Origin of the sequence: Halomonas jincaotanensis (assembly GCF_018448785.1) — a bacterium.
Taxonomy (GTDB): Bacteria; Pseudomonadota; Gammaproteobacteria; order Pseudomonadales; family Halomonadaceae; genus Halomonas; species Halomonas jincaotanensis.
On sequence record NZ_JAHCLU010000013.1, the window covers coordinates 134097 to 158490 of the forward strand.

A 24394-nucleotide genomic window follows, 5' to 3' on the forward strand; every position below is an offset into this window, starting at 1 on the left:
AGCGCATTGGCATCAGGAAGAGGCTAAGGTCATGCACTCACTCAACCCCCAGGGACTCGCAGTCGTCGACGAGCTCACCGAGCGTCACGATTTCAGCCGTGACGCCATTGCGCACATGGTGTCGGCCGTGATCGATGGTAATGGCCAGATGGCGATGTTTTCGCATCCCGAGTTCGCTGGCCCAGGCCAGTGGATGCAAGGTGGCATGCTGATGCTGAGCGACCCCGTCAACCATGTGTTGAAAGCCCGCGTGGATGCGCTGTGCCACGAGATTGGCGAGATCCTTGCCCGGCAGCCGGGCCGGCTCGTCGCGGAAAGGAACACTGCCTGGTGGCCAGCGGAGTTCGGTGCGCCCAACGCGACCGGCGAACAGAACGGTTTGCGCTATGCCTACTTTGCCCAAGCTCGGCGCCTCGTTGTGCAGAGCGGCGATACTCTCCAGATTTATGACACCCTTGACCATCGCATCGGTGGCTTTGCCCAGCAGCAGGGAAGCCAGAGCCGATTGACGTTGACCAGCCAACACGGGGACGTCGACCTAGCGAGCCTGCCGGTCATATCCACCGGCAGGCAGCCGCCGAGTTAGACCACGAAAGGATCTACCGGTGTGCAGGGACCGAACGCGGCCTCGATGATCTCGGCCGCCTCCAGCACCAGGTCGTCGCGAAAGCGGTCGGCGTACAGCTGGACGGTCATCGGTGCATTGTCGATCGGCCGGGTCGGTAACACGACAGCGGGGAAGCCGAGCAGATTGCCGGGGGTCACGAACCATTGCATGTTGAGCATCAGATCACTGCCGGCGGGCGATGCGACATCGGCGTCATGCACGAACGGTGCCGAAGGCCAGACGGGGCCCAGGACAAGCGGATAATGCGCAAAGAACGCCGCCCAGGCCCGGCCGAGACGCGAACGCTCCTTATGGAGCTCGGCATGCGTCACCGAGGGATCGAACTTGGCGGCGAGGGCATCCATGAGCATGGTTACCTCCGCGCTGAGCATGGGGCGAACCGACTCGGTCGTAAGGCTCAAGTCGGACATCTGGAATTGCGTCCAGAGATGGTTGATCAGCTCGATTTCCGGCGGTATCGCCTCCTCCACCTGGAAACCGGCGGCAGCGAGAACATCGCCTGCCGCCCGCACGCTGGCGACGACGGCGGGGTCAACGACACTGCCGGGCAGCGATGTCACCATGGCAACGCGACGGGGAACCCGCGGGCCTTCCAGCGCCACCGTGACGGAGCGAGGGTCGCGCACATGCTGGCCATGAACCAGCTCCAGCACGAGCCTGAGATCATCCACACTGCGGGCGATGGGACCATCGGTCAACATCACCTGGGCACTCAGGTAGCCGTCGCCACCACCGCCGAAAGGAACGCGCCCCTGGGTGGGCTTCAACGCGGCGACACCGCAGCAGAACGCGGGATTCCTCAGGGATCCACCAATGTCATTGCCGATGCCGAGCGGCGACATTCCGGATGACACAGCCGAGCCTTCGCCACCACTGCTGCCCCCCGCGGTCAATCGAGCGTTCCACGGATTGCGCGTAAGGCCTCTGAACGGATTGCTGGTGGAAACCCGCAGGCCCATTTCCGGCATGTTCGTACGCCCGATGGGAATGGCGCCGGCGACGCGCAACCGCTCGATGACAGGCGCATCCTGCGCTGGCAATGCATTGGCGTTCGCGGCCAGGCCGAAGGTGGTCGGGGTGCCGACACAATCGATGTTCTCCTTCACGGTAATCGGTACACCATGAAGGGGCGGCAGATCGCGCTTCCCCATCTTCTTGCGCCGGGCATCCGCCGCGTCCGCCGCATCCCGAGCCGAGGTGCTCAACATCACGGTAACGGCATTGAGTGTCGGGTTAACCGCCTCGATTCGCGCCAGATGCGCATCGACTACCTCGCGGCTCGACACGTCCCCGGATTTGATAAGGGCCGCCAAAGTCGTAGCGGATTGCCGCCAGAGGTCCTGCGAACGACGGGGGGACTTGGGTGAAACGTGTTTTTTCATGTGTTCAATTCCTTTTATGAACCGTGACATCCGCCGAGGTGGCGGCACGAGGATGCGATCCTGCATCGTCAAGTCGGTTTGCCGCCGGTAATGATGATTCCGAAAGCGCCAAATACCATAGCCTTCAATTTGAGGGTTTTGGAAACAAACGAGAAAGAAACCTGCCTACCGGTTAAGTATCAACGATAAGACGGTAACCAGGTGGTTTTTTTCACTGCCAGGCCAATTTGATTACATATAAAAGAGGCCTGACGCACATAGACTCAGGCAAAGCTTGACCGACCGACATATAAATCTCGGCTTAACTTAGCGAAGCCAAAAACACCTCGACCTTATACAAAAAAGCCCCGTTGCTATCACGCAACGGGGCTTGGGGTCATCGTTATATACGGCCTTAAAAACGGAATTTCACGCCCACGCTGGTGGCATCGAACGTGTAATCGGACTTATCGAGGTAGCGCATGTAGTCGGCGCCCAACGCCAGGTTGGGCGTCAGATCGAATTCCGCGCCACCGCCATAGGAGACGTCGCTTTCACTGCCACCGCGAGACACATCCACCTCGGTCGCCCCCAGCAAGCCATAGAGGCGAAACTCACGAGACATTGGCAGTATGCCCTTTGCATAGGCCCCGGCCAGTGAATCCAGATCGGCCGGGCCATCGGAACCCCCGGTGCCCAGATGACCTTCCACGGCGAAGTAATCGTTAAATTGCACGCCGCCATTCAATCGCAGCCCTATGCTGTCGCGTTTGCCGCTCCCGTCGGCGTCAAGCTCCCAGAAAAGGGCATCGCCACCAATATAGGGTTCAAGTATCACGGCCTGTTGCGCTTGCGCCGATGACGCCACTACACCTGTCAGCAATAAGGCGGAAACGCTTGAAATACTGAATATTTTCATGGCAGACCTCCATTATAAAACAGCGTTTTCTTACATCTCTCAGTCTGGTATACATTCGACCAAGGTTCAAGCCAGACCTGATCACGCCATTTCTGCCTGTCCCATGACAGGGGCATGCCCCCCTTGGGCAACAATACCTGCGTCGGCAATGGGGCTGCGCTGGCTCCCAACGGTGAATGGGAATATCCTCGCTTCACAACAATCCTTCGCGAAAGAAGGGCACGAAACCTTTATGGAGAATGAAAATGGCCGGCTTGCTACCCGATGTCGACCCCGATGGCCTGCTCGAGTATTCCGTGGTCTACACCGACCGCTCGCTGAATCACATGTCGGCACGCTTTCAGGAAGTGATGCGTGACATCTCCGCCAACCTCAAGCGGGTCTACCATGCGCATAGCGCGATCATCGTGCCAGGCAGTGGCACCTTCGGCATGGAGGCCGTGGCACGTCAGTTCGCCAGCGACCGCACCTGCCTGGTGATTCGCAACGGCTGGTTCAGTTACCGTTGGAGCCAGATCCTCGACATGGGCGGAATACCCGCTGAAACCAGCGTGCTCAAGGCCCGCCGCATCGACGAAGATGACGCCACATCCCCGTTCGCCCCGCCGCCGATCGAGGACGTCATCGAGTCGATCCACGACGTCAAACCCGACGTGGTCTTCGCCCCGCATGTGGAAACCGCCACCGGCATACTGCTTCCGGATGATTACCTGCAACAAGTCGCCGATGCCATTCACGAGGAAGGCGGCCTGTTCGTGCTCGACTGCATCGCCTCGGGCTCACTCTGGGTCGACATGCAGGATCTGGGCATCGATATCCTGGTCAGCGCCCCACAGAAGGGCTGGAGCGCCAGCCCTTGTTGCGCCATGGTCATGCTGTCGCGGATAGCCCGCGAAATAATCGATGAAACCACCAGTTCCAGCTTCGCCTGTGACCTGCGTAAGTGGCTGTCGATAATGGAGACCTACGAAAACGGCGGCCATGCCTATCACGCCACCATGCCCACGGACGGCCTGGTCAAACTGCGCGATGTCATGCATGAAACCCAGGCCTATGGCCTGGAGAAGGTGCGCGACGAACAATGGGCGCTGGGCGAGGGGGTTCGCGCAATGCTCGCCGCCCATGGGCTGAAGAGCGTGGCCGCCCCCGGCTTCGAAGCGCCTGGCGTGGTCGTGTGCTACACCGACGATGACGGCATCGTAGGCAAATTCAAGGCGGCAGGAGTACAGGTCGCCGGTGGCGTGGCATTAATGTGCGACGAGGGGGACGACTTCCAGTCGTTTCGCATTGGCTTGTTCGGTCTGGACAAGTTACATCATCGGGAACAGAGCCTGGCAAATCTCGAGGCGGCGCTGCGACGGGTCGAAGCCCAACCGCCAGGGTAGGGAGTCGGCGCCCTGAACGACGCGGGGCGGCCAGGTGGCCGCCCTGTTGACTCAACGTGGCCGTCGGTTTGACGAGTCTGCTGCCTATGTGGCAACAACTCAGAAGCTCGACACACCGCGCGGCAAGAACCCTAGATGGTTTTCCACGGATTTGACGCCAGCCGTGTTTTCCGCGGCAACCTGGGCGGCAAGCTTCTCCTCCTTCGACTCCACCAGTCCCCAGAGCTCGACCTTGCCATCGGCCACGATGATATTGATATGCTCGACCATCACGCCGGTGTTCTCATCGATCTCGTGGCGAATCGCGTCGCGAATCTCTCGATCATCGACGTTGGGCGCCGTGTCGGGTGCCGTCGCCGAAAATCCGCGCAATAGATTGGCCCGACTGACGATGCCCACCAGCTTACCGTCACGAACGACCGGCACCCGCTTGATGCGGTGTTTCTCGAGCGTCTTGGCGATGCGGTAAAGCGGCTCGTGTTCATCGATGCAGATCGGATTGGCGGTCATGATGTCGCGGGCACGACGCCCATGCGACTTGACGTAGTCGCTGGCGCTATTGGCGGAAAATATCCTGAGCCACCACGACTTGTGATGTTCGTCCTCGTTATCGACCCGACGCATCAGATCGCCCTCACTGACGATGCCGAGCACCCTGTTCTCGGCATCCACCACGGGCACTGCGCTGATACCGTGTTCCAGCAACAAGGTCGCAATCTCCAGTACCTCGCTGTCGGGGCCAACGGTGATGACATTCGGGGTCATGACGTCTGCTGCTTGCATGGGGAGTGCCTCCTGGCGCTAATCCGGGTGCCATCACCGCAGCGGGCCATTCCACCGGGCATGGTCTTCCTTGAGCATAGCAAGCCCACACAAACTCGTCTTGATCCATAACAAGCCTGTGCGAGTCTCTCGTGTCGCTGTGGCTGTCCGACCTTCCAGCGAGCAGGCTCAGTGCGTTAGCCACATTGAAGGCATGGGTCACCGCGGTCAGCTCCCGATACTCGGATAGCCACTCGACCAGCGGGGTCAGGGTCGTTCCACAGTCGAAGAAATGTTATAGGTTTCACTTCAAACTCATCCGGATGCCCGCCGCCCCAAGTCGCCCAATCAGATAGGTGCCCCATGACCCTCATCATGAGCCTGGTCGGGATGGTAACGCTCGTTGCGATCGCCCTTCTCTTCTCCTATGACCGCAAATCGATCCGCTTGCGAACCGTGCTCGGCGCCTTCGCCATCCAGGCCAGCATCGGTGCCTTCGTGCTTTACGTGCCAGTAGGACAGGCGGTCCTGCAGGGCATTTCCGATGCCGTCAGCCAGGTCGTCGCCTATGCCAATGACGGCATCGACTTCCTGTTCGGCGGGCTGGCCGATGCCGAGGAGGTCGGCTTCGTGTTCGCCATCAAGGTACTGCCGGTCATCATCTTCTTCTCGTCATTGATCGCGGTGCTCTACTACATCGGTATCATGCAGTGGATCATTCGACTCCTCGGCGGTGCCCTGCAGAAGGCGCTGGGCACCTCACGCACGGAATCGCTGTCGGCCACCGCCAATATCTTCGTCGGGCAAACCGAGGCACCGCTCGTTGTGAGGCCGTTCATTGCCCGCATGACGCCCTCGCAGCTGTTCGCGGTGATGTGTGGCGGCCTGGCCTCGGTGGCCGGTTCGGTGCTCGCCGGCTATGCCGCCTTGGGCATTCCCATGGAATACCTGGTGGCGGCCTCCTTCATGGCCGCCCCCGGCGGGCTGCTGTTTGCCAAGTTGATCATGCCCGAAACCCGTGACCCAGAAGACAGCGTTTCCGACGCCGAGGCGCGTCTCGAGGAAGAAGAGGACCGGCCAGCCAACGTACTGGACGCGGCGGCGGCCGGAGCCACCTCCGGCCTCAGGCTGGCCGCCAACGTGGGGGCCATGCTGCTCGCCTTCATTGGCCTGATCGCCTTGATCAACGGTATGCTCGGCGGGATCGGCGGCTGGGTCGGCATGGAAGCGCTGAGCCTCGAGTTGCTACTCGGCTGGCTGTTCTCGCCACTGGCCTTCCTGCTCGGCGTCCCCTGGGCAGAAGCCACACTCGCCGGCTCCTTCATCGGCCAGAAGCTGGTGGTCAATGAGTTCGTGGCCTATATCAACCTCGCCCCCTACCTCGACGGCGAGCAGGTCGTCGCGGCCACTGGCCAGGCGATGACGCCCCACACCATGGCCATCCTGTCCTTCGCGCTGTGCGGCTTCGCCAACCTGTCGTCGATCGCAATCCTGCTCGGGGGCCTGGGCAGCATCGCGCCCAGCCGGCGTCACGAGATCGCCCGCTACGGAGTCAAGGCGGTACTCGCCGGCACCTTGTCCAACCTGATGTCGGCCTCGATTGCCGGTTTTTTCCTGGCCCTGGCCGCCCTGGGCTGAAGGCCTCTACCTTAATAACAAGAGCTTAATGACACGAGCTTAACGACGAGACCTTAATGACTAGGACACGCTGTGGCCCCGCCGCAGCGTCTCGTCCATCAACGACACCTAAGCGATGGAATACGCCATGACCGACGCGGCACTCAACGAGCTGCAACGCGTAGCTCGCCAAGCGTTAACACTGATGGACCTGACCAGCCTCAACGACGATGACAACGACCGCCGCATCCGGCAGCTCTGTGAACAGGCCGACACTCCCGCAGGCCATCCCGCGGCGGTCTGCGTCTATCCCGCCTTCGTTGCCACCGCCCGCCATGCACTCACCGAACATGGCCTGGCGGGTAAGGTGCGCGTCGCCACCGTGACCAACTTCCCGCACGGCAAAGCGGATGTTACCTCGGCGGCCAGCGAGACCCGCGAAGCCATCGCCGCCGGTGCCGATGAAGTCGACGTGGTATTTCCATACCGGGCCTTCATGAATGGTGACGAAGCCTTGGGCCGCAAGCTGGTAGCCGTCTGCAAGGCTGCCTGTGGCAAGGCCCCGCTCAAGGTGATACTCGAAACCGGCGAATGGGATGACCCCGAGCAGCTTCGTCGCGCCGCCGACCAAGCCATCGCCGCCGGCGCCGATTTCCTCAAGACCTCGACTGGCAAGGTGGCGGTGAACGCTACCCTGGAGGCCGCCGAGATCCTGCTGACCGCGATCAAGGAAAGTGGGCAGCACACCGCTAGCCGAGAGGTAGGCTTCAAGGCTGCCGGCGGCGTGAAGAGCGCCGAAGACGCACGGGCCTATCTGCAGCTTGCCACGCGCCTCATGGGCGAGGCGTGGGTGACGCCGGAACACTTTCGCTTCGGCGCCTCCAGCCTGCTCGGGAGCCTGCTCGACACGCTCGACGCTGGCCTCCATGATTCGACGTCGGGCCCTCCTGGAGGCTACTGATGGTCGGCACCCTGCTTCCCCAGGAACTGATCCGCCGCAAGCGCGATGGCAATGAGCTGCCCGCCGAGGCGATCCAGGACTTCGTCAACGGCATCGCCCGAGGCGACATCGGCGACGGGCAGATCGGCGCCTTCGCCATGGCGGTCTATCTCAACGGCATGAGCGACGCCGAGACGGTCGTGCTGACCGCCGCCACCCGCGACTCCGGGCAGGTGCTGCGCTGGAAAGCGTTGGACCTGCCCGGCCCGTTGCTCGACAAGCACTCCACCGGCGGCGTCGGCGACCTCGTCTCGCTGGTACTCGGTCCCTGGGTGGCCGCCTGCGGGGGCCACGTGCCGATGATATCCGGACGCGGGCTCGGGCATACCGGCGGCACCCTGGACAAGCTCGAGTCGATCCCGGGTTACGACGTCTCGCCGGACATGGCGCGCTTCAGGGCGCTGGTCAAGGACGTCGGCGTGGCGATCATCGGCCAGACCGCCGACCTGGCCCCGGCCGACAAGCGGCTCTATGCGGTGCGCGACGTCACGGCCACCGTGGAGTCGCTGCCGTTGATCGTCGCCTCGATCCTCGGCAAGAAACTGGCCTGCGGGCTCGATGGACTAGTGATGGACGTCAAGGTCGGAAGCGGCGCCTTCATGCCCACCGCGCAGGCGTCGCGCGAACTGGCCGGCTCCCTCGCCGACGTCGCGACGCGCGCGGGCACGCCGACCACGGCCCTGCTCACCGACATGAACCAGCCGCTGGCCGCCTGCGCCGGCAATGCCCTAGAAGTGCATGCTGCCTTGCGTCTGTTGGGCGGAGACCTGTCCGACCGGCGACTGTACGAGGTCACCCGGGCGCTGGGCGTGGAAATGCTGCTCATGGGCCACCTGGCCGCCACGCGGGAAGAGGCACGCGACAGGCTCGACAAGGCGCTGTTCTCGGGTGCCGCCGCCGAGCGCTTCGCGCGCATGGTGGCGGGCCTCGGCGGCCCCAACGATCTGCTGGAACGCCCCGACGACCATCTGCCCGAGGCGCCAGTGCGCCTGGCCGTGCATGCCGACCGCGAAGGCATCGTCCAGCAACTCGACACGCGCGCGCTCGGCATGGCCGTGGTGGAACTCGGCGGTGGGCGCCTCGAGGCCTCGGCCGCCATCGATCACAGTGTAGGACTCGCCAATATCGCCGCCATCGGCGAGCGCGTCGACGCCGAGCGTCCCCTGGCGATCATCCACGCTCGCGACCGCGCGAGTGGCGAGCGTGCCGCCCATCAGGTTCGCCAGGCCACCCGAGTCGACGACACGGCGGTGAGGGCTGGGCCCTTGATTCACGACGCGATCCGTCTGGAGGACACATGACACGCTCCATCGTTCTGGTACTCGACTCCTTCGGCATCGGCAGCGCCCCGGATGCCGCCGCCTTCGGCGATGCAGGCGCCGACACTCTCGGCCATATCGCCCGTGCCTGCGCGGCGGGGCAGGCCGACTCCAGCGAGCGCTCGGGCCCGTTGCGCCTGCCCAACCTGGCACAGCTGGGCCTCTTCCATGCCCACCACGCCAGTACCGGCGAATGGGCGGAAGGCGTGGCGGTGCCCGAGCGTATCGATGGCGCCTACGGCCACGCGCGCGAACTCTCGTCCGGCAAGGACACGCCCTCGGGGCACTGGGAAATCGCCGGCGTGCCGGTGCGCTTCGAGTGGGGCTATTTCGCGGACCAGCACGACAGCTTTCCAAGCGAATTGCTCGACGCGCTGATTCGCGATGCCGAACTTCCCGGCGTACTCGGCAACTGCCACGCCTCGGGCACCGAGATCATCGCTCGGCTGGGCGAGGCGCACATCGCCAGCGGCAAGCCCATCGTCTATACCTCGGCGGACTCGGTGTTCCAGATCGCCGCCCACGAGGAGCACTTCGGCCTCGAGCGGCTCTGTCGGCTGTGCGAGACCGCTCGCGAGCATCTCGCGCCCTACAACATCGGCCGGGTCATCGCGCGGCCGTTCACGGGCGACACTGCGGACACCTTTGCCCGCACCGCCAACCGACGCGACTACAGCGTCGAGCCGCCCTCGCCCACCGTGCTGCAGCGACTCGTCGAGGCCGGTGGCGAGGTCATCGCGGTCGGCAAGATCGCCGACATCTATGCCCATTGCGGTATCAGTCGCGCCGTCAAGGCCAGCGGCCACGACGCCCTGATGGATGCCACCCTGGCGGCAATGGACACGGCCGGCGAGCACTCGCTGGTAATGACCAACTTCGTCGACTTCGACATGGTCTATGGTCACCGTCGCGACGTGCCGGGCTATGCCGCGGCGCTTGAGCGGTTCGACGCCCGCCTGCCCGAGCTGCTTGCGCGCGTCGATGACGAGGCGCTGGTGATTCTCACCGCCGATCACGGCTGCGACCCGACCTGGCCCGGCACCGACCATACCCGCGAGCACATTCCGATACTGGCCTTGGGGGCGGGACTGGCCGCCGGTTCGCTCGGCGCCCGCGAGACCTTCGCCGATATCGGTCAGAGCCTCGCCACCCATTTCGGCTTGCCACCAATGGCCGATGGCAGCAGCTTTCTGCCGTCCTCCGCCACGTCTTCCACCCCCGTTTCCCCGCTGTCCTCGACAGGAGCCCACTGATGGCCACGCCCCATATCAACGCTCAGCCCGGCGACTTCGCCGATACCGTCCTGATGCCGGGCGATCCGCTGCGGGCGAAGTACATTGCCGAGACCTTTCTCGACGAGGTGCGGGAAGTGAATAGCGTACGCAACATGTTCGGCTATACCGGCCGCTACAAGGATCGGGCGATATCGGTCATGGGGCATGGCATGGGCATTCCCTCGGTGTCGATCTATGCCAAGGAGCTGATCAGCGAGTACGGCGTCACATCGCTGATTCGGGTCGGCTCCTGCGGCGCGGTACGCGATGACGTGGCGGTACGCGATGTGGTGATCGGCATGGGCGCCTGCACCGATTCGGTCGTCAACCGCACCCGCTTCGGCGGTATGGACTTCGCCGCCATCGCCGACTTCGAGCTGACGCGCCATGCCGTCGATGCGGCAGCAGTGCTCGGCGTGCCGGTCAAGGTGGGTAACCTCTTCTCGGCCGACCTGTTCTACGATCCACGCCCGCACACCGCCGAGCTGCTCAAACGCTACGCGATCGTCGGCGTGGAGATGGAGGCCGCCGGGCTCTATGGCGTGGCGGCCGAGCTGGGCGCTCGGGCGGCGACCCTCTGCACCGTCTCCGATCACATCCTCAAGGGCGATTCGCTATCCAGCGACGAGCGCCAGAGCACCTTCAACGAGATGATGGAGGTCGCCCTTGAGGGCGTGCTGCGCGACGATCGGGCCAGGGAGACGGCGTCATGAGCGAAACAACCGATATCGATGCCACCATCGTGGCTGAGCTGATCGCGGTGCGCGATCGCGCCTACGCCCCCTACTCGCGCCATCCGGTCGGGGCCTTGGTGGAAAGCGAGAGCGGCAGACGCTATCCCGGGGCCAATGTGGAAGTCGCCCACTACAAGGGGCTGTGCGCCGAGGCCTCGGCGATTGCCGCCATGGCCAGTGCCGGCGAGCGCCAGCTGCGCCACGTCTATGTCATCGGCCCTGGCGCGCATCTCTGCACGCCCTGTGGGGATTGTCGCCAGCGCATTCGCGAGTTCGCCACGCCCGACACCCTCATCCACGTGGTCGATGCCCAGGGTCGACTGCTCAAGCGCTACCGTATCGAGCAGCTGCTGCCCGATGCGTTCGGGCCGGAGAATTTGCCGAGGCAGGAGAACCCGTTGCGATAGCAGTCGGCCGGCTGGTCACGCGACCGTTTCAGCACCGAAACGCTGGCGCAGCCAGGCAATGATGTCGCGCGATTCGTACATCCATTGGGCCGGGCCATCCGGATTGGCAATGCGCAGGCAGGGAACCTGCACTTTACCGCCGCCTTCCTTGAGCTCTCGGCGATGCTCAGGGTCGAGCTGGGCATCGCGCACCTCGATCTTGAGATTGAGACGGGTGATTTCGCGTCGCACCTTGATACTGAAAGGGCAAGAGCGAAACTGGTAGAGCGCCAGGTGCTGACAGGCCTGATCCACCCGCGCTTGTTCTTCAGGACTACGCTCGACTTCTGCTGACGTACCTAACTTGTCGGCCACCCACTCCAGCGGGGCGAGCATTTTCTTGAGCAGTGATGGCATGATGATCCTCGCCGTTTTCCGAACTGCTGTGACAACGTCGCCGGCCATTTAGCTCATCAATCCACGCTTATCAACCCGAATCTGGTGCCCCCCGGACGATGGTGTCGCTGTCTGGGTCCGCCGCGCCAGCCTCGCCGGGTTCACGTCCGGTTGCGTCGCGGCCATCTCCCTCGCTGCTGCTGCCATCCAGACGGCCGCCGCCCATTCCCTCCATGCTGACACTGAGCCGCGGGATGCCCAGGTCCAGCGACTGATCTTCCATGCGCTGCTTGAGAAGCAGGTTATAGGCGCGAGCCACGTCCCATTGCATTTCCGGCGCCGTACGAAAGCGCATGCGCAGGATCGGACAACCCTCTTCGAAGCTGTCGATTCCCTGCATCTCCAGGGGTGACCAGATATGATGGCGCATCACCGGATCCTGACGCAGGTCCAGGGCGATATCGTGCATGAGGGTGATCGCGTCATCGATCTTCATGGTGTAGGGAATGCGGATCCTCATCAGCGCGATGCCGAACTGACGCGACATGTTATGGATGGACTCGATACGGCTGAAGGTGATGATGTGCACGATGGCATCCAGGTCGCGCAGGCGAACGGTACGCAGCGTCAGCCCCTCGACGGTACCAATATGGCCATTGATCCTGACGAAGTCGTCCACCGCCAGGGAGTCCTCGATGAGGATAAAGATGCCAGTGATGAGGTCCTGGACCAGGGTCTGCGCACCGAAACCGATCGCCAGGCCTATGATGCCGGCACCGGCCAGCAGCGGCGTAACGTTGACCCCCAGGTTGGCCAGGCCGACGATGGCGGCAATGATCAGGATGGTCACGAAGATCACGTTACGCACCATCGGCATGATCGTCTGGGCGCGCGCCAGGTTCATGCGTCGCCCCCGACCGCGTGCCGGCTTGGTCAAGGTTCGGTGGATGGCCGTATCGGCGAAAATCCAGGCCAGCCAGGCCAGCAACACCGTAAAGCCAATCGCCATCAACGCCTGTCCGATTCGCGCGCTGGCGACGCCTTGCTGACCGATCCCCAGGAGTGAGCCACCCCACACCTGAAGCGACAACTCCAGGAACACGACCCAAGTGATCACATGGGACAGCGCGTAGCCGAAGCGCTCGAGCCGCTTGCGATAGTCGCTGAGCCGACGCCGCTTGACGCTACGCTCGGACTGGCGACGTATCAATCCCGTGACGACCAGAGCGAGGACCAGTAATGACGCGGAAATGATCGAACGCGCCAGGGCCGTGCCGACATCGCCCGCCGAGATGAAGATCGCCACCAACGACCCGCCCACCAACAGCAGGGCAGGCACGTGCCAGAGCCCCCCGAGGACACGGATCATGTCCTGTGAACTGCCCCTGCTTCGGCGATACCGATAGGGCCGGTTACGAATCAGATGTTTGATCGGGCGCTTGAAACGCACGATGAAGCGACCGCTGAGCAGGGCCGCCAGCATATTGGCCAGCACCGACATCAGGCCGGCCAGCTCGTTGCCTATCGTCTCCATGAGCCGAGTCGATTGGAACGCATCCCCGAGAGCGACAAGTGCGCCGATGACAAACAGCGGGCGCAGCGCCTGTTGTTGCAGGATCTTTACGGCGATGTAACGGTGTCCCCGCGTGAAGACCGAGACGAAGGTTTCGACCACCACCGACAGCGTTCGACCGCAGAGCGCGACATACGCCACGACCATGGCCATCAGGCGACCGGGACTGTCCGGTATCAACTGAGAGATGCCCAGCACCAGGCCGAACGCCAGGGCCCACGGTAGCAGCCGACGCAGGAAATGCATGGCCAGCAGCCAGGCCCGCGGCTCACGCGGCAGGTCCAGCGGCCAGCCATAGCGGCGTGCCAACAGACGCCCCAGGGCTACCAGCATCACCACCAGACCGCCCCAGATTCCCAGCAGCACGGCGCCTTCGATGACGAAACGCAACAACTCGGCATTACCGGTACGGGTCATCAGTGCAGTGAGATCCGACCAGCCCTGATTCAGCTGGCGACGCCAGTCGTCGACCGGCGACTGGCCGGCCTCCGCCTGATCGCCAAGCTCGGTAAAGGTTTCGGCCAGAGCACCCAGAAGCCCTTGGCGAGGTAGCGCGCCACCCTGCTTTGCGGCCTCCCCCTGCACCTGCTGGAGCTCGCGCAGGCTTTCCAGCAGGGCATCGCGTTGCTCGGCATTCTCCAGTGTCGCGATCACCTCCTCGAGAGAATTCTGGAAAGCCTGGGGATCGTGCTGCTGGGTTTCGTTGCCGCCCTCCGACAGGCCTGGCAGTCCCATTGGCGACACCTGGGCCTGGGTCGGAACACTCAGGCAAAGCATCAGCAATCCCCACCACAGACAAGGCAGCAGCGCCCGTACCCATGAGTCTCGCGGTGGGCGCTTCCGATCCGGCTGGCATGCAGTGGACAACATCTCAACTCCGTTTCGTTTAGGCTGATCCGCCGGCGACGAGGGCAGGCATTATGATAGGCTGCGATATAATATCTACCACCTCACATCGTGCACAGGATGCCGCCATGACGCCCTTGTCGCCACCCGAACCCTGCAATTCGTCGGGCGAGATCCGACGCGTAGGGGTCGAGATCGAGTTTGCCGGCTTGCCCCCGCGTGATACCACGGCGTTGGTGCAGGAGCTGTTCGGCGGCGAGGTGGTAACGGTGAGCGCCCACCGTCTGAAGGTCAAGGACACCCGCTGGGGTGATTTCGTCATCGAGCTTGATACCCAGTACGCCCATCCCGACGATGCCTTGATCAACGCCGGCCCCAAGGACGACAGCGACCTGGAGCGTCATCGCCATCAGGCACGAGTTGATTTCCATACGCGTACCCGCGAGCTGATTGGTGATGTCGTCACCGGCCTGGTACCGACCGAAATCGTCTGCCCGCCGGTACGCTGGGATGAGCTCCACGAACTTGATGCGCTCTTTGAGGCCCTCCGCGTCCATGGGGCCAAGGGCACCAATGACAGTTTGCTTTATGGCTTTGGGCTACACCTCAATCCCGAGGCGCCGAGCCTGGAAGTGGCGAGCATTCTGGATCATCTACGCGCCTACCTGCTCAGCGCCCAGTGGCTGCGCGAACAGATCGATATCGATATCACTCGAGAGGTTCTGCCCCACGCCAACCCTTTTCCCAAGCCCTACGCCCTGAAGATCCTCGAACCCAGCTATGCCCCCAACGTGGACACCCTGATCGGCGATTATCTGGAATATAACCCGTCGCGTAACCGCGAACTGGATATGTTCCCGCTCTTTGCCTACCTGCGCCCCGACTATCCCCATCCGCTGTTCCACCACAAGCTGGTCAAGCCGCGTCCGACCTTTCACTATCGGCTCCCCGATGCGCGCCTTTCGGAACCCGGCTGGGGGTCGGCAGTGGAATGGAATCGCTGGGTCGAAGTCGAGCGTCTGGCGGCCGACAAGGTGGCGCTTACCGAGCGTTCGGCCGCTTATCTGGCTCGCCATACGCGTTCGCCGGTGACCCGCTGGATGGATAAGCTGCGCGACTGGATGGGGGGTTCGTGAGTCAAGACATTCGCCCACTGATCGGCATTACCACCTCCGACGCCAAGAGCCAGATAGCCTGGCTCTTTGACTGGTTCGCCGTATGGCGCCATGGAGGGCGTCCGGTACGCCTGTCGCCCTCACGCCCGATACCGGAGCACCTCGATGGCCTGATCATCGGCGGTGGTGATGACCTCCAGGCGCATTTATACGGTGGGGAAGTCCAGTTGGATGTCCGACTCGATCCCCAACGCGACGAACTGGAGCTGACCCTGCTGAAGCGTTTCATTCCCCAGGGCACGCCGGTGCTGGGCATCTGTCGGGGCGCGCAGCTGATCAACGTACATCTCGGCGGCACCCTCGACCCGGATATCTACACCACCCACGAGGGGCTCAAGCAGCGGCGTACCGTGCTGCCACGCAAGACCGTGGACATCGTCGGCGACAGTCAGCTTCATCGCATCCTCGGTGTCACCTGGTGTCGCATCAACAGCCTGCACCATCAGGCGGTTCAGCAGGCCGGGCGCGGCATCGAGATCGTCGCCCGCGATCGCAACGGCCTGGTGCAGGGCATCGAGTCACGCGACCATACCTTCCTGATCGGTGTGCAATGGCACCCGGAATGGCTGATCTTTAACCCCCCCCAGCAGCGCTTGATCCGCGCCTTGATCGAAGCCGCCGACCGACCCTGAGCGGTCGTGGGCCCCATCGTGAAAACGGCCACCCGTAGGTGGCCGTTGCGATCGTGCCGAGCCTGCCTCGAGTCAGTTATCGAGAGTGGCCTTCAGTGTGATATTGGCATTGAGCAGCTTGGACACCGGGCAGCCTGCCTTGGCCTTTTCGGCGGCCTCTTCGAAGGCAGTCTGGTCGGCCCCGGGCATACGAACGTGGGTCTCGAGATGAATGGCCGGGATACTGAAACCATCGTCATCCTGCTCGAGCGTTACTGTGGCCTTGGTATCGATGCTCTCGGCTTCCATGTCGGCTTCACCCAGAATCAGCGATAGTGCCATGGAGAAACAGCTGGCATGGGCCGCACCAATCAGCTCCTCGGGGTTGGAGCCTGCCTGACCCTCGAAGCGCTGCTTGAACCCGTACGGCGCTTCCTTCAGCACGCCGCTTTCGGTGGATATCGTTCCCTTGCCGTTCTTCAAACCGCCCTGCCAGCGGGCAGAGGCTGTCTTGGTGATGCTCATGAAACGTCTCCCGAAAAAATGATGGATGGCAACAAGCCACCCCTTTATGTGGGACCTCAAGGCCGGGTTATCAACCCGGCGCCGGCAGTCAGTGATGAAACGCTGGCTCGACCCGCCAGGCTCGACCCGCCAAGCAAGTTAGCTCAGGGCGTTCAGCGCCGCGTCATAGTCCGGCTGCTCCTTGATCTCCTCGACCAACTGACTATGGATCACCCGATCCTGTTCGTCGAGCACGACCACCGCCCGCGCGCACAAGCCCGACATCGGGCCGCTGCAGAGGGCCACCCCCCAATCCTTGTGAAAGGCAGGATGGCGGAAAGTCGAGAGGGTCTCGACCTCATCCAGGCCCTCAGCACCGCAGAAACGCTTGGCGGCGAAGGGAAGGTCCGCCGATACCACCAGCACCACGGCGTTCGCCATGCTGGACGCCAGCTCGTTGAAGCGCCGCGTAGACATTGCACACGTCGGCGTATCGACGCTTGGAAGGATATTGAGCACCTTGCGCTTGCCGGCCCAGTTCGCCAGCGTCACGTCGACAAGGTCCGTATTGGTCAGCGTGAGCGGCGCCGCCGCCTGCCCGACGGCGGGAAGATTGCCATCGACATCCACCGGCGTACCGGCACGGGTGACCTGTTGCATGCGAACTCCTTATTAAATAAATAAACGTTAAATAACTAAGCAGTAGAATGAAAAAGTTAAATTAATGAATTGTTGAGCAAAACGACGCAATACCCTGGACCTGTCTCAGGCCTCGCCAACCTCCTGCCCTCGAAGTTCCGCCAGGCGCCGCGACAGCTGAGCGTGCCCGAGGCGACGCATCTCGACAATGTTGCGCTCGGGAATCGCCTCGGGATCGGCATGATACGCCACCGCCTGCTCCACGCTCGCCTCGCGCAACAGGTGCAACATGGGCCAGGGCGAGCGGTTGGTGAAATTCGCAGGATCTTCTGGCTCGGCGTCCTCGAAACAGTAGTCGGGATGAAAACTTGCCAGCTGATACACCCCCTCGTAGCCCTGCTCAAGCATCAATGCCTCGGCAATGTCCAGCAGGTCGAGGTAGTCGTCGAAAGCCTCGACACCACCTGTCAGCACCAGCAGAGTCGTCTCGATGGCCGGTTCGTCGTCCAGCCGCTGGCACTCCTCGATAAGCCTCAGCAACGCGGCCTCCCAGTCGCCGGCCTCGACCTCGACGTAGCGAATCGTGTCGCGCTCTAATTCTCGGCCGGCGAAGGGGCAGATATCGTGAGCGACCACGAAGGTCTCGATCCAGGCACGGGTCGACGCGAGGGGGGCGGAAGCGGTCATGGTCAGGCTCGGCAAGCAGGGAAAGATGTCGTATGGTCCGTCGGCTGTGGACGGATTGCAAAGCGACATTTGCTGTTCCAGCTTGAAGGCATGCCTTTCCACCGACAGATCGTCCACCGACAGACCGCCACTCAGGAGATGCGTCATGACTCAGTCCACCCCGCATGTCAGTCTTGCGGCCACTGCCCACGAACCCCCGATCGCACTGCCCGCCATCGGTCAGGGCACTTGGTATATGGGCGAAGGACTTTCTCCGCGTCGCGATGAAGTGCGCGCGCTGCAACAAGGGCTCGAGCTCGGCCTGACGCTGATCGACACTGCCGAGATGTACGGCGACGGCGGCGCCGAGGAGATCGTGGGCGAGGCGCTCACCGGTCGCCGTGACGAGGCCTTCGTGGTGTCCAAGGTCTATCCCTGGAACGCCGGACGCGACGGTGTCATCGCCGCCTGTGAGCGAAGCCTCGCCCGGCTGAAGACCGACCATCTGGATCTCTACCTGCTCCACTGGCCCGGCGATATCCCACTGGAAGACACGCTGGACGCCTTCGAGCGGCTGCGCGAGAGCGGCAAGATTCGCCGCTTCGGCGTTTCCAACTTCGATGTCGAAGAGATGGAAGCCCTCGAGGCGACTCCTGGCGGCGACCAGTGCGCGGTCAATCAGGTCCTCTATCATCTGGGCTCGCGAGGCATTGAACACGCCCTGCTGCCCTGGCAGCGCGAGCGCGCCATACCCACCATGGCCTATTGCCCGCTGGCCCAGGCCGGTGCCCTGCGCGGCGAACTGCTCAACCACCCCACGGTGCTGGAAGTGGCCAATGACCTTGGCATTACCCCCTCTCAGCTGCTGCTCGCCTGGGCGATCCGACCAATCGATGGACGGCGTGGCGACGACTATCGCGACGTGATCGCCATCCCCAAGGCGGTGCAGAGCGCGCACGTGGCCCAGAATGCCGAAGCGCTGGGCATTAAACTCGATGACGACGCCCTGAAGCGTCTCGATGCGGCATTTCCCGCCCCCACCCGGAAAACCTCACTGGATATCGTGTAAAAGGGCCGGGAAAGCGAGGGATTTACGTAGCGAGCGACGATAGGCAGGTCGGCCGCCGGAGCACAGCAACCGGAGTTGACTGGGTGCTCAATGAGGATTGCGAGCACCGCCGGCGGCCTGGATATCTAGCGCAGTAGTCAATCACAGCTTTCCCCGCCGCGAAGCCAGCCGATCGGCCAGCCGTGTCGGCTCCGGCAACTTGGTTCGCCCGAGGCAGGCCACCACCCACCCCAGCGCGGTGTCGAGACAGAGCCGGTGGCCCGGTGAGATGAACAGCGGCTTGACGCCGACCCGCGAGCGCAGCACCGCACCGATGGTCTCGTGGCGATCGAGCAAGGGCGTCCAGTCGCCGCGCGCCTCGCCTACCTCACCGTAACGGCCACAGAGGCGTGATTTCGCCACACCGATCGTTGGCAGGTCGAGCCATAGCCCCAGGTGCGCCGCGACCCCCAGCCGACGCGGATGCGCGATGCCGTGGCCATCGACCATCACCAGTTCAGGCCGGACGGCGAGCCGGTCGAAGGCGGCCAATGCCGCGGGTATCTCGCGAAACGACAACAGCCCCGGCACATAGGGCATGCGGGTCGGCTCGCGATGGACCACCTGCTCGCCCAGCGTCAGCTCCGGCCAGGTCAACACGACCACGGCGGCGCGGGTGATCTCGCCACCCTCTTCGAAGCCGATGTCCACCCCGGCGATCCGGGTTACCGGATCGAGGCGATCCTCGAGTTCGAGGCGGACGGCGAGCTGTTTCTGGAGGGCAACGGCCTCCGCCGGGGCAAGATTCCATTCGTGCAAGGGGGTGGTCGACATCCTAGCTCCCTGATTCGTCGGCGTCGCTCGGGTTAGACTAGTGGTTTTACTGCGTGACGCTATACCGGGGAGCCGATGCTGAGACTGATTCATACCGCCGACTGGCACCTGGGCCAGAGTTTCCACGGCCAGGAGCGCCATGCCGAACACCGCGCCTTCCTCGCCTGGCTGCTCGACACCCTAGAGCAACGCCGGGCCGACGTCCTGCTGGTGGCCGGCGACGTCTTCGACGTGGTCAATCCCTCGCTGCAAGCCCAGACGTTGCTCTATGACTTCATCGTCAGCGCCCACGAGCGTCTGCCCCGACTCGACCTGGTGATGATCGCCGGCAACCACGATAGCGGCAACCGCATCGAGCTGCCGGCACCGTTGATGCGTCGGCTGCGCACCCACGCCCTGGGCCGGGTGAGCTGGCTGGACGACGGCCGGCTCGACGCCGAGCGCCTGCTGGTGCCGCTCACCGACGAGGCGGGCATGACCCGCGCCTGGTGCCTGGCGCTGCCCTTCCTGCGGCCCGCCGAGGTCACCGGCAACGCCATCGCTGCCCCCGACGGAGAGGCGGGCAGCGACTATGTCACCGGCATCAGCCGCGTCCACGCACAGCTCATCGACGCGGCCCGCCAACGGCGTGAACCCGACCAGGCGCTGGTGGCCATGAGCCACGCCCACCTGCAGGGCGCCGCCGTCTCCGAGGCCAGCGAGCGCCCCATCGTGATCGGCGGCGAAGAGTCGATCTCCGCCGCGCTCTTCCCGCCCGAGATCGCCTACGTGGCATTGGGCCACCTGCATCGTGCCCAGCAGGTCGGCGAGGCGCGCATCCGCTACAGCGGCAGTCCACTCCCGCTGGACTTCAGCGAAGTGGCCTATCCCCATCAGGTGTTGGACGTCACGCTCGACGGCAATGCCCTGGCCGCGGTGGACGCGATCCCCGTGCCGCGTCCGGTGGCCATGCACCGCCTCGGCCCCGCCCCGCTGGAAAAGGTGCTGAGCGAGCTCGAGGCTCTGGAGAGCGATCCTGAGTTACCCCAAGCTCGGGGGCGGGAGCTATCAAAAGCTCGGGGGCGGGAGCTTTCAAGAGAGCGCTGGCCCTGGCTGGAAGTCTGCGTCGAGCTCGAGGCGCCGATCCCCGACCTGCGCGCCCGGGTGGACGCGGCGCTGGCCGGCAAGGCGCTGCGGATGCTGCGCCTGGAACGGCGCCTGCCCCGGGTCGAGGGCGAGGAGGCCCCGGCACGGGTCGACCTGGAGACGCTCGGGCCGCGCCGGCTCTTCGAGCTCACCTGGCAGCAGCGCTGGGGCGAGCCGCCCGACGCGGCGGTGCTGGCCGACTTCGACCGGCTGCGCCAGGACGTGCTGGATGACGCGGCGACCGACACCGGTGAGGCCCGCCCATGAGGATCCTCGCCCTGCGCCTGGAAAACCTGGCCTCGCTGCCCGGCCCACTCGAACTCGACTTCACCGCGCCCCCGCTGTGCGACGCCGGGCTCTTCGCCATCACCGGCCCCACCGGCGCCGGCAAGAGCACCCTGCTCGATGCGCTGTGCCTGGCGCTCTACGGCAGCACGCCGCGGCTGCGCCAGGCGCCCAACCGCGACAGTCAGATCGACGACACCCCGGACTCCACGCTGACTACCAGCGACGCCCGCACCCTGCTGCGTCGCGGTACCGCCGCGGGCCACGCCGAGGTGGACTTCCTGGGCCGCGACGGTCGACGTTACCGTGCTCGTTGGGCCGTGCGCCGCGCCCGCCACAAGGCCGATGGTCGCCTCCAGGCCGCGGAACAGTCGCTGCGCGATCTCGACGATGACCGGCTGCTGTCCACCCAGAAGCGCGAGTTCGACCGCCTGCTGCCCGAGCGCCTGGGGCTCAGCTTCGACCAGTTCACTCGCGCCGTGCTGCTGGCCCAGAGCGAGTTCGCTGCCTTTCTGCAGGCCGACGATAACGCGCGCAGCGATCTGTTGGAGCGCCTCACCGGCACCGCCGAATACTCGCAGATCTCCATGGCGGCCTTCCGCCGTGCCAGCGAGGCCAGACAGGCGGTCGCCAGACTCGAGGCCCGCCTCGCCGACGACCTGCCCGCCGAGCCCGGGGCCCGCGCCGCGCTGGAAAGGACTAGCGACTCCGCCGAGCGAGAACTGAATGCCGCCCAGCAACAGGCCACGCGGCTGGAAACCCGGCAGCGCTGGCACGATACCGACGAGCAGCTTCGACGCAACCACGCCGAGGGGCGCCAACAGCAACAGGAATCAGAGACGCAGTGGCAAGCCCTGGCCTCCTACCGTGCCGATCGCGAGTGGCGTCGACTGCTCGCCCCCCAGCGCCACCGCCTGACCCGCCAGGCCGAACTGCCCGCCGAGATTGCCACCCTCGAGACGACGCATGACCAGACACAAGAAGCGCTGAAGGCCGCCGAAAGCCAGCAGCAGCAGGCCCACCGAGACCACACCGCGGCCGAGCAAACGCTGATCGATGCCGAGACGGCACGCCGCCAGGCCGAGCCCGCCCTGCGCGAGGCCCGTGACGAAACCCAGGCGCTCGCCACCCTAGAAAAGCAGCTGACGGAACTCGAGACGGCGCAGCAAGAGCGCCGACAGCAGGCGAATGAACTCGCTATCGAGCGCCGACAGGCCGACGACGAACAACAACGACATCGCCAGCAGCGCGAGACGTGGCAAATCACCCTGCGCCGGCTGATGGGCGACCACGAACGGCTGGACGACGCTCGCCAGGCGGCGCAGCACCAGCATGACCGAGCCGCCCGGCGCAGCCTGGCGTTGAGCGAGCTTGAGAACCGCTGGCAGGCGGCCCGCCGCACCGATGAGGACCACCGCAAGCTCGCCGGGCGCCTGACGGCGAACAAACGACGCAAGGCGCAGCTATGCGAGCAAGGCAAGGCCGCCCGGCAGCGATGGGACGACCGGGCGCGACACTACCGCGCCGTGCATGAGGTCATTCAACGCCACCGCGCCGTGCGCAGCGAGAGCGTGACGACGCTGCGCGAAGGCCTGACGGAGGGCGAGGCCTGCCCGGTGTGCGGCGGCCTCGACCACCCCTGGCGCCACCAGCCGCCGGCCACGCCCGAGGCCGCTCAGCTCGCCGCCCAACAGGCCGAGGAGTCACGTCAGCTGATACAGGCGGAGAGCGAACGGGACGAGGCCCAGCGCCAACGCGACGAACTGGTGGGCGACTATCGCTCCGTCGAGGCGACCTTGAAACAGCACCACCGCGACCTTCAGGACATCGAGCGGCGCCTGGAAGCGGCTCGCCAGGCCCTGGCCGACCATCCGCTGCATGGCGAATTCGCCCCTATCGAAGACGCCGAACGCGACGCCTGGCTGTCGACTCAGCAGCGGGAGAGCGACACGGCGCGTCAGCATGACCAAACCGTGCTGGACGAACTGGCCAGGGCCGAAGCCGAACTGGCACCACTGGAAAAGGCACTGCAGGACGGCAGGCTGACGCTCACCCGGCTCGAGACCCGCCGCGACGAGCTCGGCAAGGCACTCGCCGGACTCGATGAACGCCTTCCCCCCCTGCGTCAGCAGCGTGACGAACGCGCCCGCCGTCTCGCCGCCCTGCTCGGTGAGCACGCCTCACCGGACACCTGGCAGCGACAGCTCGACGCCCACCAATCCAGCGCCCGCCAGGCGCGCGACACGGCATTGGCCGGGTTCCATGAGGCTCAAAAGCAGCAACAACGGCTCGCCCAGCAAGGGCAGTACGAGAGCGAGCGACTCATCGCGCTGGGTCAGGAGCGCGCCACTCTGGACCGCGAGATGGCCGACTGGCGCCGCGCCCACCCCGAACTCGATGACGCCACTCTGGCGCGGCTGTTGGCCCAGCCCGACGACGAGGCACGACGCCAGGAACAGGCGGTGAATGACGCCGAGCAGGCACGGCAGCAGGCCGACGCCACCCTCGCCGAGCGCCGCCAGGCACTGCTCGCCCATCGCCGCGACCAGGCACTGACCGGGGACGAGACGAATGACGACACGCTGCTGAGCGATATCGTGCAGGACGAGATCCGGCAGCGCCACGAGGCGCTGACAGGCGAAGGCGAGGCACTCGCGCCGCGACTCGACACAGCACAGCGACATCGCGACGAGGCACTGCATGCCCTGCACGACGACGACCGCCGGCGCACCCGCCAACAGGAATGCCAGGCCGAGCTGGAAGCGGCCCGTGCCGAGTACCGCCGCTGGGGCCAGATCAGCGAGCTGATCGGTTCCGCCGACGGCAAGACGTTCCGGCGCATCGCCCAAGCCTACAACCTGGAGCAACTGCTGGAACACGCCAACACCCACCTCGCCGGCCTCAGTCGCCGCTACCGGCTGGCGCGCGGCGGCAGCCCCCTGGGCCTGCTGGTGGTGGACGTTGATATGGGCGACGAACGCCGCTCGGTACACTCCCTCTCCGGAGGCGAGACCTTCCTGGTCTCGCTCGCCCTCGCCCTGGGGCTCGCCTCCATGGCGTCGGGTGACCTCATGATCGAGTCGCTGTTCATCGACGAAGGCTTCGGCAGCCTCGACCCGCAATCCCTGGCGCTCGCCATGGAAGCGCTCGACGGCTTGCAGGCGCTGGGCCGCCGCGTAGGGGTGATCTCACACGTGCAGGAAATGCACGAGCGCATCCCCGTGCAGATCCAGGTGGAACCGCTGGGCAACGGGACTAGCAAGGCGATGTTGGTGAGCCTGTAATATCGAAAAGTAGCATGCGCCTA

The 24394-nt window shown here is 64.4% G+C and carries 22 protein-coding genes; 13 read left to right on the forward strand and 9 right to left on the reverse strand.

All coding sequences use genetic code 11. The features are described from left to right. The first annotated feature begins 31 nt into the window (after positions 1–31). Entirely contained in the window at positions 32–586 is a 555-nt protein-coding gene (locus KG088_RS13000) for a hypothetical protein (protein WP_213825959.1), read from the forward strand. Here the strand turns inward: KG088_RS13000 and KG088_RS13005 are convergent. Together KG088_RS13005 and KG088_RS13010 are read right to left on the reverse strand one after the other, a co-directional pair. After that, complete coding sequence (locus tag KG088_RS13005; RefSeq protein ID WP_213825960.1) at positions 583–2010, reverse strand: amidase; 1428 nt, start codon at positions 2008–2010, stop codon at positions 583–585. The genes KG088_RS13000 and KG088_RS13005 overlap by 4 nt on opposite strands. A 394-nt stretch (positions 2011–2404) precedes the next feature. Continuing rightward, entirely contained in the window at positions 2405–2908 is a 504-nt protein-coding gene (locus KG088_RS13010) for a porin family protein (protein ID WP_213825961.1), read from the reverse strand. Between the two features lie 245 nt (positions 2909–3153). Here KG088_RS13010 and KG088_RS13015 point away from each other — a divergent pair, with 245 nt between their 5' ends. Continuing rightward, on the forward strand, positions 3154–4293 hold the full coding sequence (locus tag KG088_RS13015) for an aminotransferase class V-fold PLP-dependent enzyme (protein ID WP_213825962.1): 1140 nt from the start codon (positions 3154–3156) through the stop codon (positions 4291–4293). Between the two features lie 99 nt (positions 4294–4392). On the opposite strand, the gene KG088_RS13020 is transcribed toward KG088_RS13015, so the two are convergent. Further along, on the reverse strand, positions 4393–5076 hold the full coding sequence (locus tag KG088_RS13020) for a CBS domain-containing protein (protein WP_213825963.1): 684 nt from the start codon (positions 5074–5076) through the stop codon (positions 4393–4395). A gap of 342 nt (positions 5077–5418) precedes the next feature. Here KG088_RS13020 and KG088_RS13025 point away from each other — a divergent pair, with 342 nt between their 5' ends. From KG088_RS13025 to cdd, 6 genes are all read left to right on the forward strand, one after another. Then, positions 5419–6693, forward strand: a complete 1275-nt coding sequence (locus KG088_RS13025; RefSeq protein ID WP_213825964.1) for a NupC/NupG family nucleoside CNT transporter — start codon at positions 5419–5421, stop codon at positions 6691–6693. Between the two features lie 127 nt (positions 6694–6820). Continuing rightward, the gene (deoC, locus tag KG088_RS13030; protein ID WP_213825965.1) at positions 6821–7633 is read left to right on the forward strand and encodes a deoxyribose-phosphate aldolase; all 813 of its coding nucleotides are present in this window, start codon (positions 6821–6823) and stop codon (positions 7631–7633) included. Beyond that, a complete protein-coding gene (gene deoA / locus KG088_RS13035; RefSeq protein ID WP_213825966.1) occupies positions 7633–8973 on the forward strand; it encodes a thymidine phosphorylase in 1341 nt (446 codons plus the stop codon). Before deoC ends, deoA begins: the two co-directional genes overlap by 1 nt. Next, on the forward strand, positions 8970–10244 hold the full coding sequence (locus KG088_RS13040) for a phosphopentomutase (RefSeq protein WP_213825967.1): 1275 nt from the start codon (positions 8970–8972) through the stop codon (positions 10242–10244). The genes deoA and KG088_RS13040 overlap by 4 nt, the downstream gene beginning before the upstream one ends. Beyond that, on the forward strand, positions 10244–10978 hold the full coding sequence (gene deoD, locus KG088_RS13045) for a purine-nucleoside phosphorylase (RefSeq protein ID WP_213825968.1): 735 nt from the start codon (positions 10244–10246) through the stop codon (positions 10976–10978). Before KG088_RS13040 ends, deoD begins: the two co-directional genes overlap by 1 nt. Further along, complete coding sequence (gene cdd / locus KG088_RS13050) at positions 10975–11406, forward strand: cytidine deaminase (protein ID WP_213825969.1); 432 nt, start codon at positions 10975–10977, stop codon at positions 11404–11406. Before deoD ends, cdd begins: the two co-directional genes overlap by 4 nt. A gap of 15 nt (positions 11407–11421) precedes the next feature. Here cdd and KG088_RS13055 read toward each other — a convergent pair whose 3' ends face one another. Further along, positions 11422–11802 (reverse strand): glutaredoxin family protein, encoded by a 381-nt coding sequence (locus KG088_RS13055; protein WP_213825970.1) that lies wholly within the window; start codon positions 11800–11802, stop codon positions 11422–11424. 70 nt (positions 11803–11872) lie between these two features. After that, the gene (locus KG088_RS13060) at positions 11873–14131 is read right to left on the reverse strand and encodes a mechanosensitive ion channel family protein (protein WP_213825971.1); all 2259 of its coding nucleotides are present in this window, start codon (positions 14129–14131) and stop codon (positions 11873–11875) included. Between the two features lie 197 nt (positions 14132–14328). On the opposite strand from KG088_RS13060, the gene KG088_RS13065 reads away from it, so the two are divergent. Beyond that, positions 14329–15336: an amidoligase family protein gene (locus KG088_RS13065; protein WP_213825972.1), complete on the forward strand. Its 1008-nt coding sequence runs from the start codon at positions 14329–14331 to the stop codon at positions 15334–15336. After that, entirely contained in the window at positions 15333–16007 is a 675-nt protein-coding gene (locus tag KG088_RS13070; protein ID WP_213825973.1) for a gamma-glutamyl-gamma-aminobutyrate hydrolase family protein, read from the forward strand. Before KG088_RS13065 ends, KG088_RS13070 begins: the two co-directional genes overlap by 4 nt. 72 nt (positions 16008–16079) lie before the next feature. On the opposite strand, the gene KG088_RS13075 is transcribed toward KG088_RS13070, so the two are convergent. From KG088_RS13075 to KG088_RS13085, 3 genes are all read right to left on the reverse strand, one after another. Continuing rightward, positions 16080–16511, reverse strand: coding sequence for an OsmC family protein (locus KG088_RS13075; protein ID WP_213825974.1), 432 nt, complete (start codon positions 16509–16511; stop codon positions 16080–16082). A gap of 138 nt (positions 16512–16649) precedes the next feature. After that, the gene (gene tpx, locus KG088_RS13080) at positions 16650–17150 is read right to left on the reverse strand and encodes a thiol peroxidase (protein ID WP_213825975.1); all 501 of its coding nucleotides are present in this window, start codon (positions 17148–17150) and stop codon (positions 16650–16652) included. Positions 17151–17255: 105 nt separating this feature from the next. Next, positions 17256–17963, reverse strand: coding sequence for a DUF1415 domain-containing protein (locus tag KG088_RS13085; protein WP_319941433.1), 708 nt, complete (start codon positions 17961–17963; stop codon positions 17256–17258). Here KG088_RS13085 and KG088_RS13090 point away from each other — a divergent pair. Beyond that, positions 17962–18864, forward strand: a complete 903-nt coding sequence (locus tag KG088_RS13090) for an aldo/keto reductase (protein ID WP_213825976.1) — start codon at positions 17962–17964, stop codon at positions 18862–18864. The two genes, KG088_RS13085 and KG088_RS13090, sit on opposite strands and share 2 nt — an antisense overlap. A gap of 141 nt (positions 18865–19005) precedes the next feature. On the opposite strand, the gene nfi is transcribed toward KG088_RS13090, so the two are convergent. Next, on the reverse strand, positions 19006–19677 hold the full coding sequence (nfi, locus tag KG088_RS13095; RefSeq protein ID WP_250148249.1) for a deoxyribonuclease V: 672 nt from the start codon (positions 19675–19677) through the stop codon (positions 19006–19008). Between the two features lie 75 nt (positions 19678–19752). On the opposite strand from nfi, the gene KG088_RS13100 reads away from it, so the two are divergent. Both KG088_RS13100 and KG088_RS13105 read left to right on the forward strand, forming a co-directional pair. Then, positions 19753–21069, forward strand: coding sequence for an exonuclease SbcCD subunit D (locus KG088_RS13100; protein ID WP_213825978.1), 1317 nt, complete (start codon positions 19753–19755; stop codon positions 21067–21069). Next, positions 21066–24371, forward strand: a complete 3306-nt coding sequence (locus KG088_RS13105; RefSeq protein WP_213825979.1) for an AAA family ATPase — start codon at positions 21066–21068, stop codon at positions 24369–24371. Before KG088_RS13100 ends, KG088_RS13105 begins: the two co-directional genes overlap by 4 nt. Positions 24372–24394 lie beyond the last annotated feature (23 nt).

Bases quoted from the DNA above. Each gene is read 5' to 3' on its own strand.
- KG088_RS13000 (WP_213825959.1), top strand. From the start codon at position 32: ATGCACTCACTCAACCCCCAGGGACTCGCAGTCGTCGACGAGCTCACC.
- KG088_RS13005 (WP_213825960.1), bottom strand. From the start codon at position 2,010: ATGAAAAAACACGTTTCACCCAAGTCCCCCCGTCGTTCGCAGGACCTC.
- KG088_RS13010 (WP_213825961.1), bottom strand. From the start codon at position 2,908: ATGAAAATATTCAGTATTTCAAGCGTTTCCGCCTTATTGCTGACAGGT.
- KG088_RS13015 (WP_213825962.1), top strand. From the start codon at position 3,154: ATGGCCGGCTTGCTACCCGATGTCGACCCCGATGGCCTGCTCGAGTAT.
- KG088_RS13020 (WP_213825963.1), bottom strand. From the start codon at position 5,076: ATGCAAGCAGCAGACGTCATGACCCCGAATGTCATCACCGTTGGCCCC.
- KG088_RS13025 (WP_213825964.1), top strand. From the start codon at position 5,419: ATGACCCTCATCATGAGCCTGGTCGGGATGGTAACGCTCGTTGCGATC.
- deoC (WP_213825965.1), top strand. From the start codon at position 6,821: ATGACCGACGCGGCACTCAACGAGCTGCAACGCGTAGCTCGCCAAGCG.
- deoA (WP_213825966.1), top strand. From the start codon at position 7,633: ATGGTCGGCACCCTGCTTCCCCAGGAACTGATCCGCCGCAAGCGCGAT.
- KG088_RS13040 (WP_213825967.1), top strand. From the start codon at position 8,970: ATGACACGCTCCATCGTTCTGGTACTCGACTCCTTCGGCATCGGCAGC.
- deoD (WP_213825968.1), top strand. From the start codon at position 10,244: ATGGCCACGCCCCATATCAACGCTCAGCCCGGCGACTTCGCCGATACC.
- cdd (WP_213825969.1), top strand. From the start codon at position 10,975: ATGAGCGAAACAACCGATATCGATGCCACCATCGTGGCTGAGCTGATC.
- KG088_RS13055 (WP_213825970.1), bottom strand. From the start codon at position 11,802: ATGCCATCACTGCTCAAGAAAATGCTCGCCCCGCTGGAGTGGGTGGCC.
- KG088_RS13060 (WP_213825971.1), bottom strand. From the start codon at position 14,131: ATGCTTTGCCTGAGTGTTCCGACCCAGGCCCAGGTGTCGCCAATGGGA.
- KG088_RS13065 (WP_213825972.1), top strand. From the start codon at position 14,329: ATGACGCCCTTGTCGCCACCCGAACCCTGCAATTCGTCGGGCGAGATC.
- KG088_RS13075 (WP_213825974.1), bottom strand. From the start codon at position 16,511: ATGAGCATCACCAAGACAGCCTCTGCCCGCTGGCAGGGCGGTTTGAAG.
- tpx (WP_213825975.1), bottom strand. From the start codon at position 17,150: ATGCAACAGGTCACCCGTGCCGGTACGCCGGTGGATGTCGATGGCAAT.
- KG088_RS13090 (WP_213825976.1), top strand. From the start codon at position 17,962: ATGACTCAGTCCACCCCGCATGTCAGTCTTGCGGCCACTGCCCACGAA.
- KG088_RS13085 (WP_319941433.1), bottom strand. From the start codon at position 17,963: ATGACGCATCTCCTGAGTGGCGGTCTGTCGGTGGACGATCTGTCGGTG.
- nfi (WP_250148249.1), bottom strand. From the start codon at position 19,677: ATGTCGACCACCCCCTTGCACGAATGGAATCTTGCCCCGGCGGAGGCC.
- KG088_RS13100 (WP_213825978.1), top strand. From the start codon at position 19,753: ATGCTGAGACTGATTCATACCGCCGACTGGCACCTGGGCCAGAGTTTC.
- KG088_RS13105 (WP_213825979.1), top strand. From the start codon at position 21,066: ATGAGGATCCTCGCCCTGCGCCTGGAAAACCTGGCCTCGCTGCCCGGC.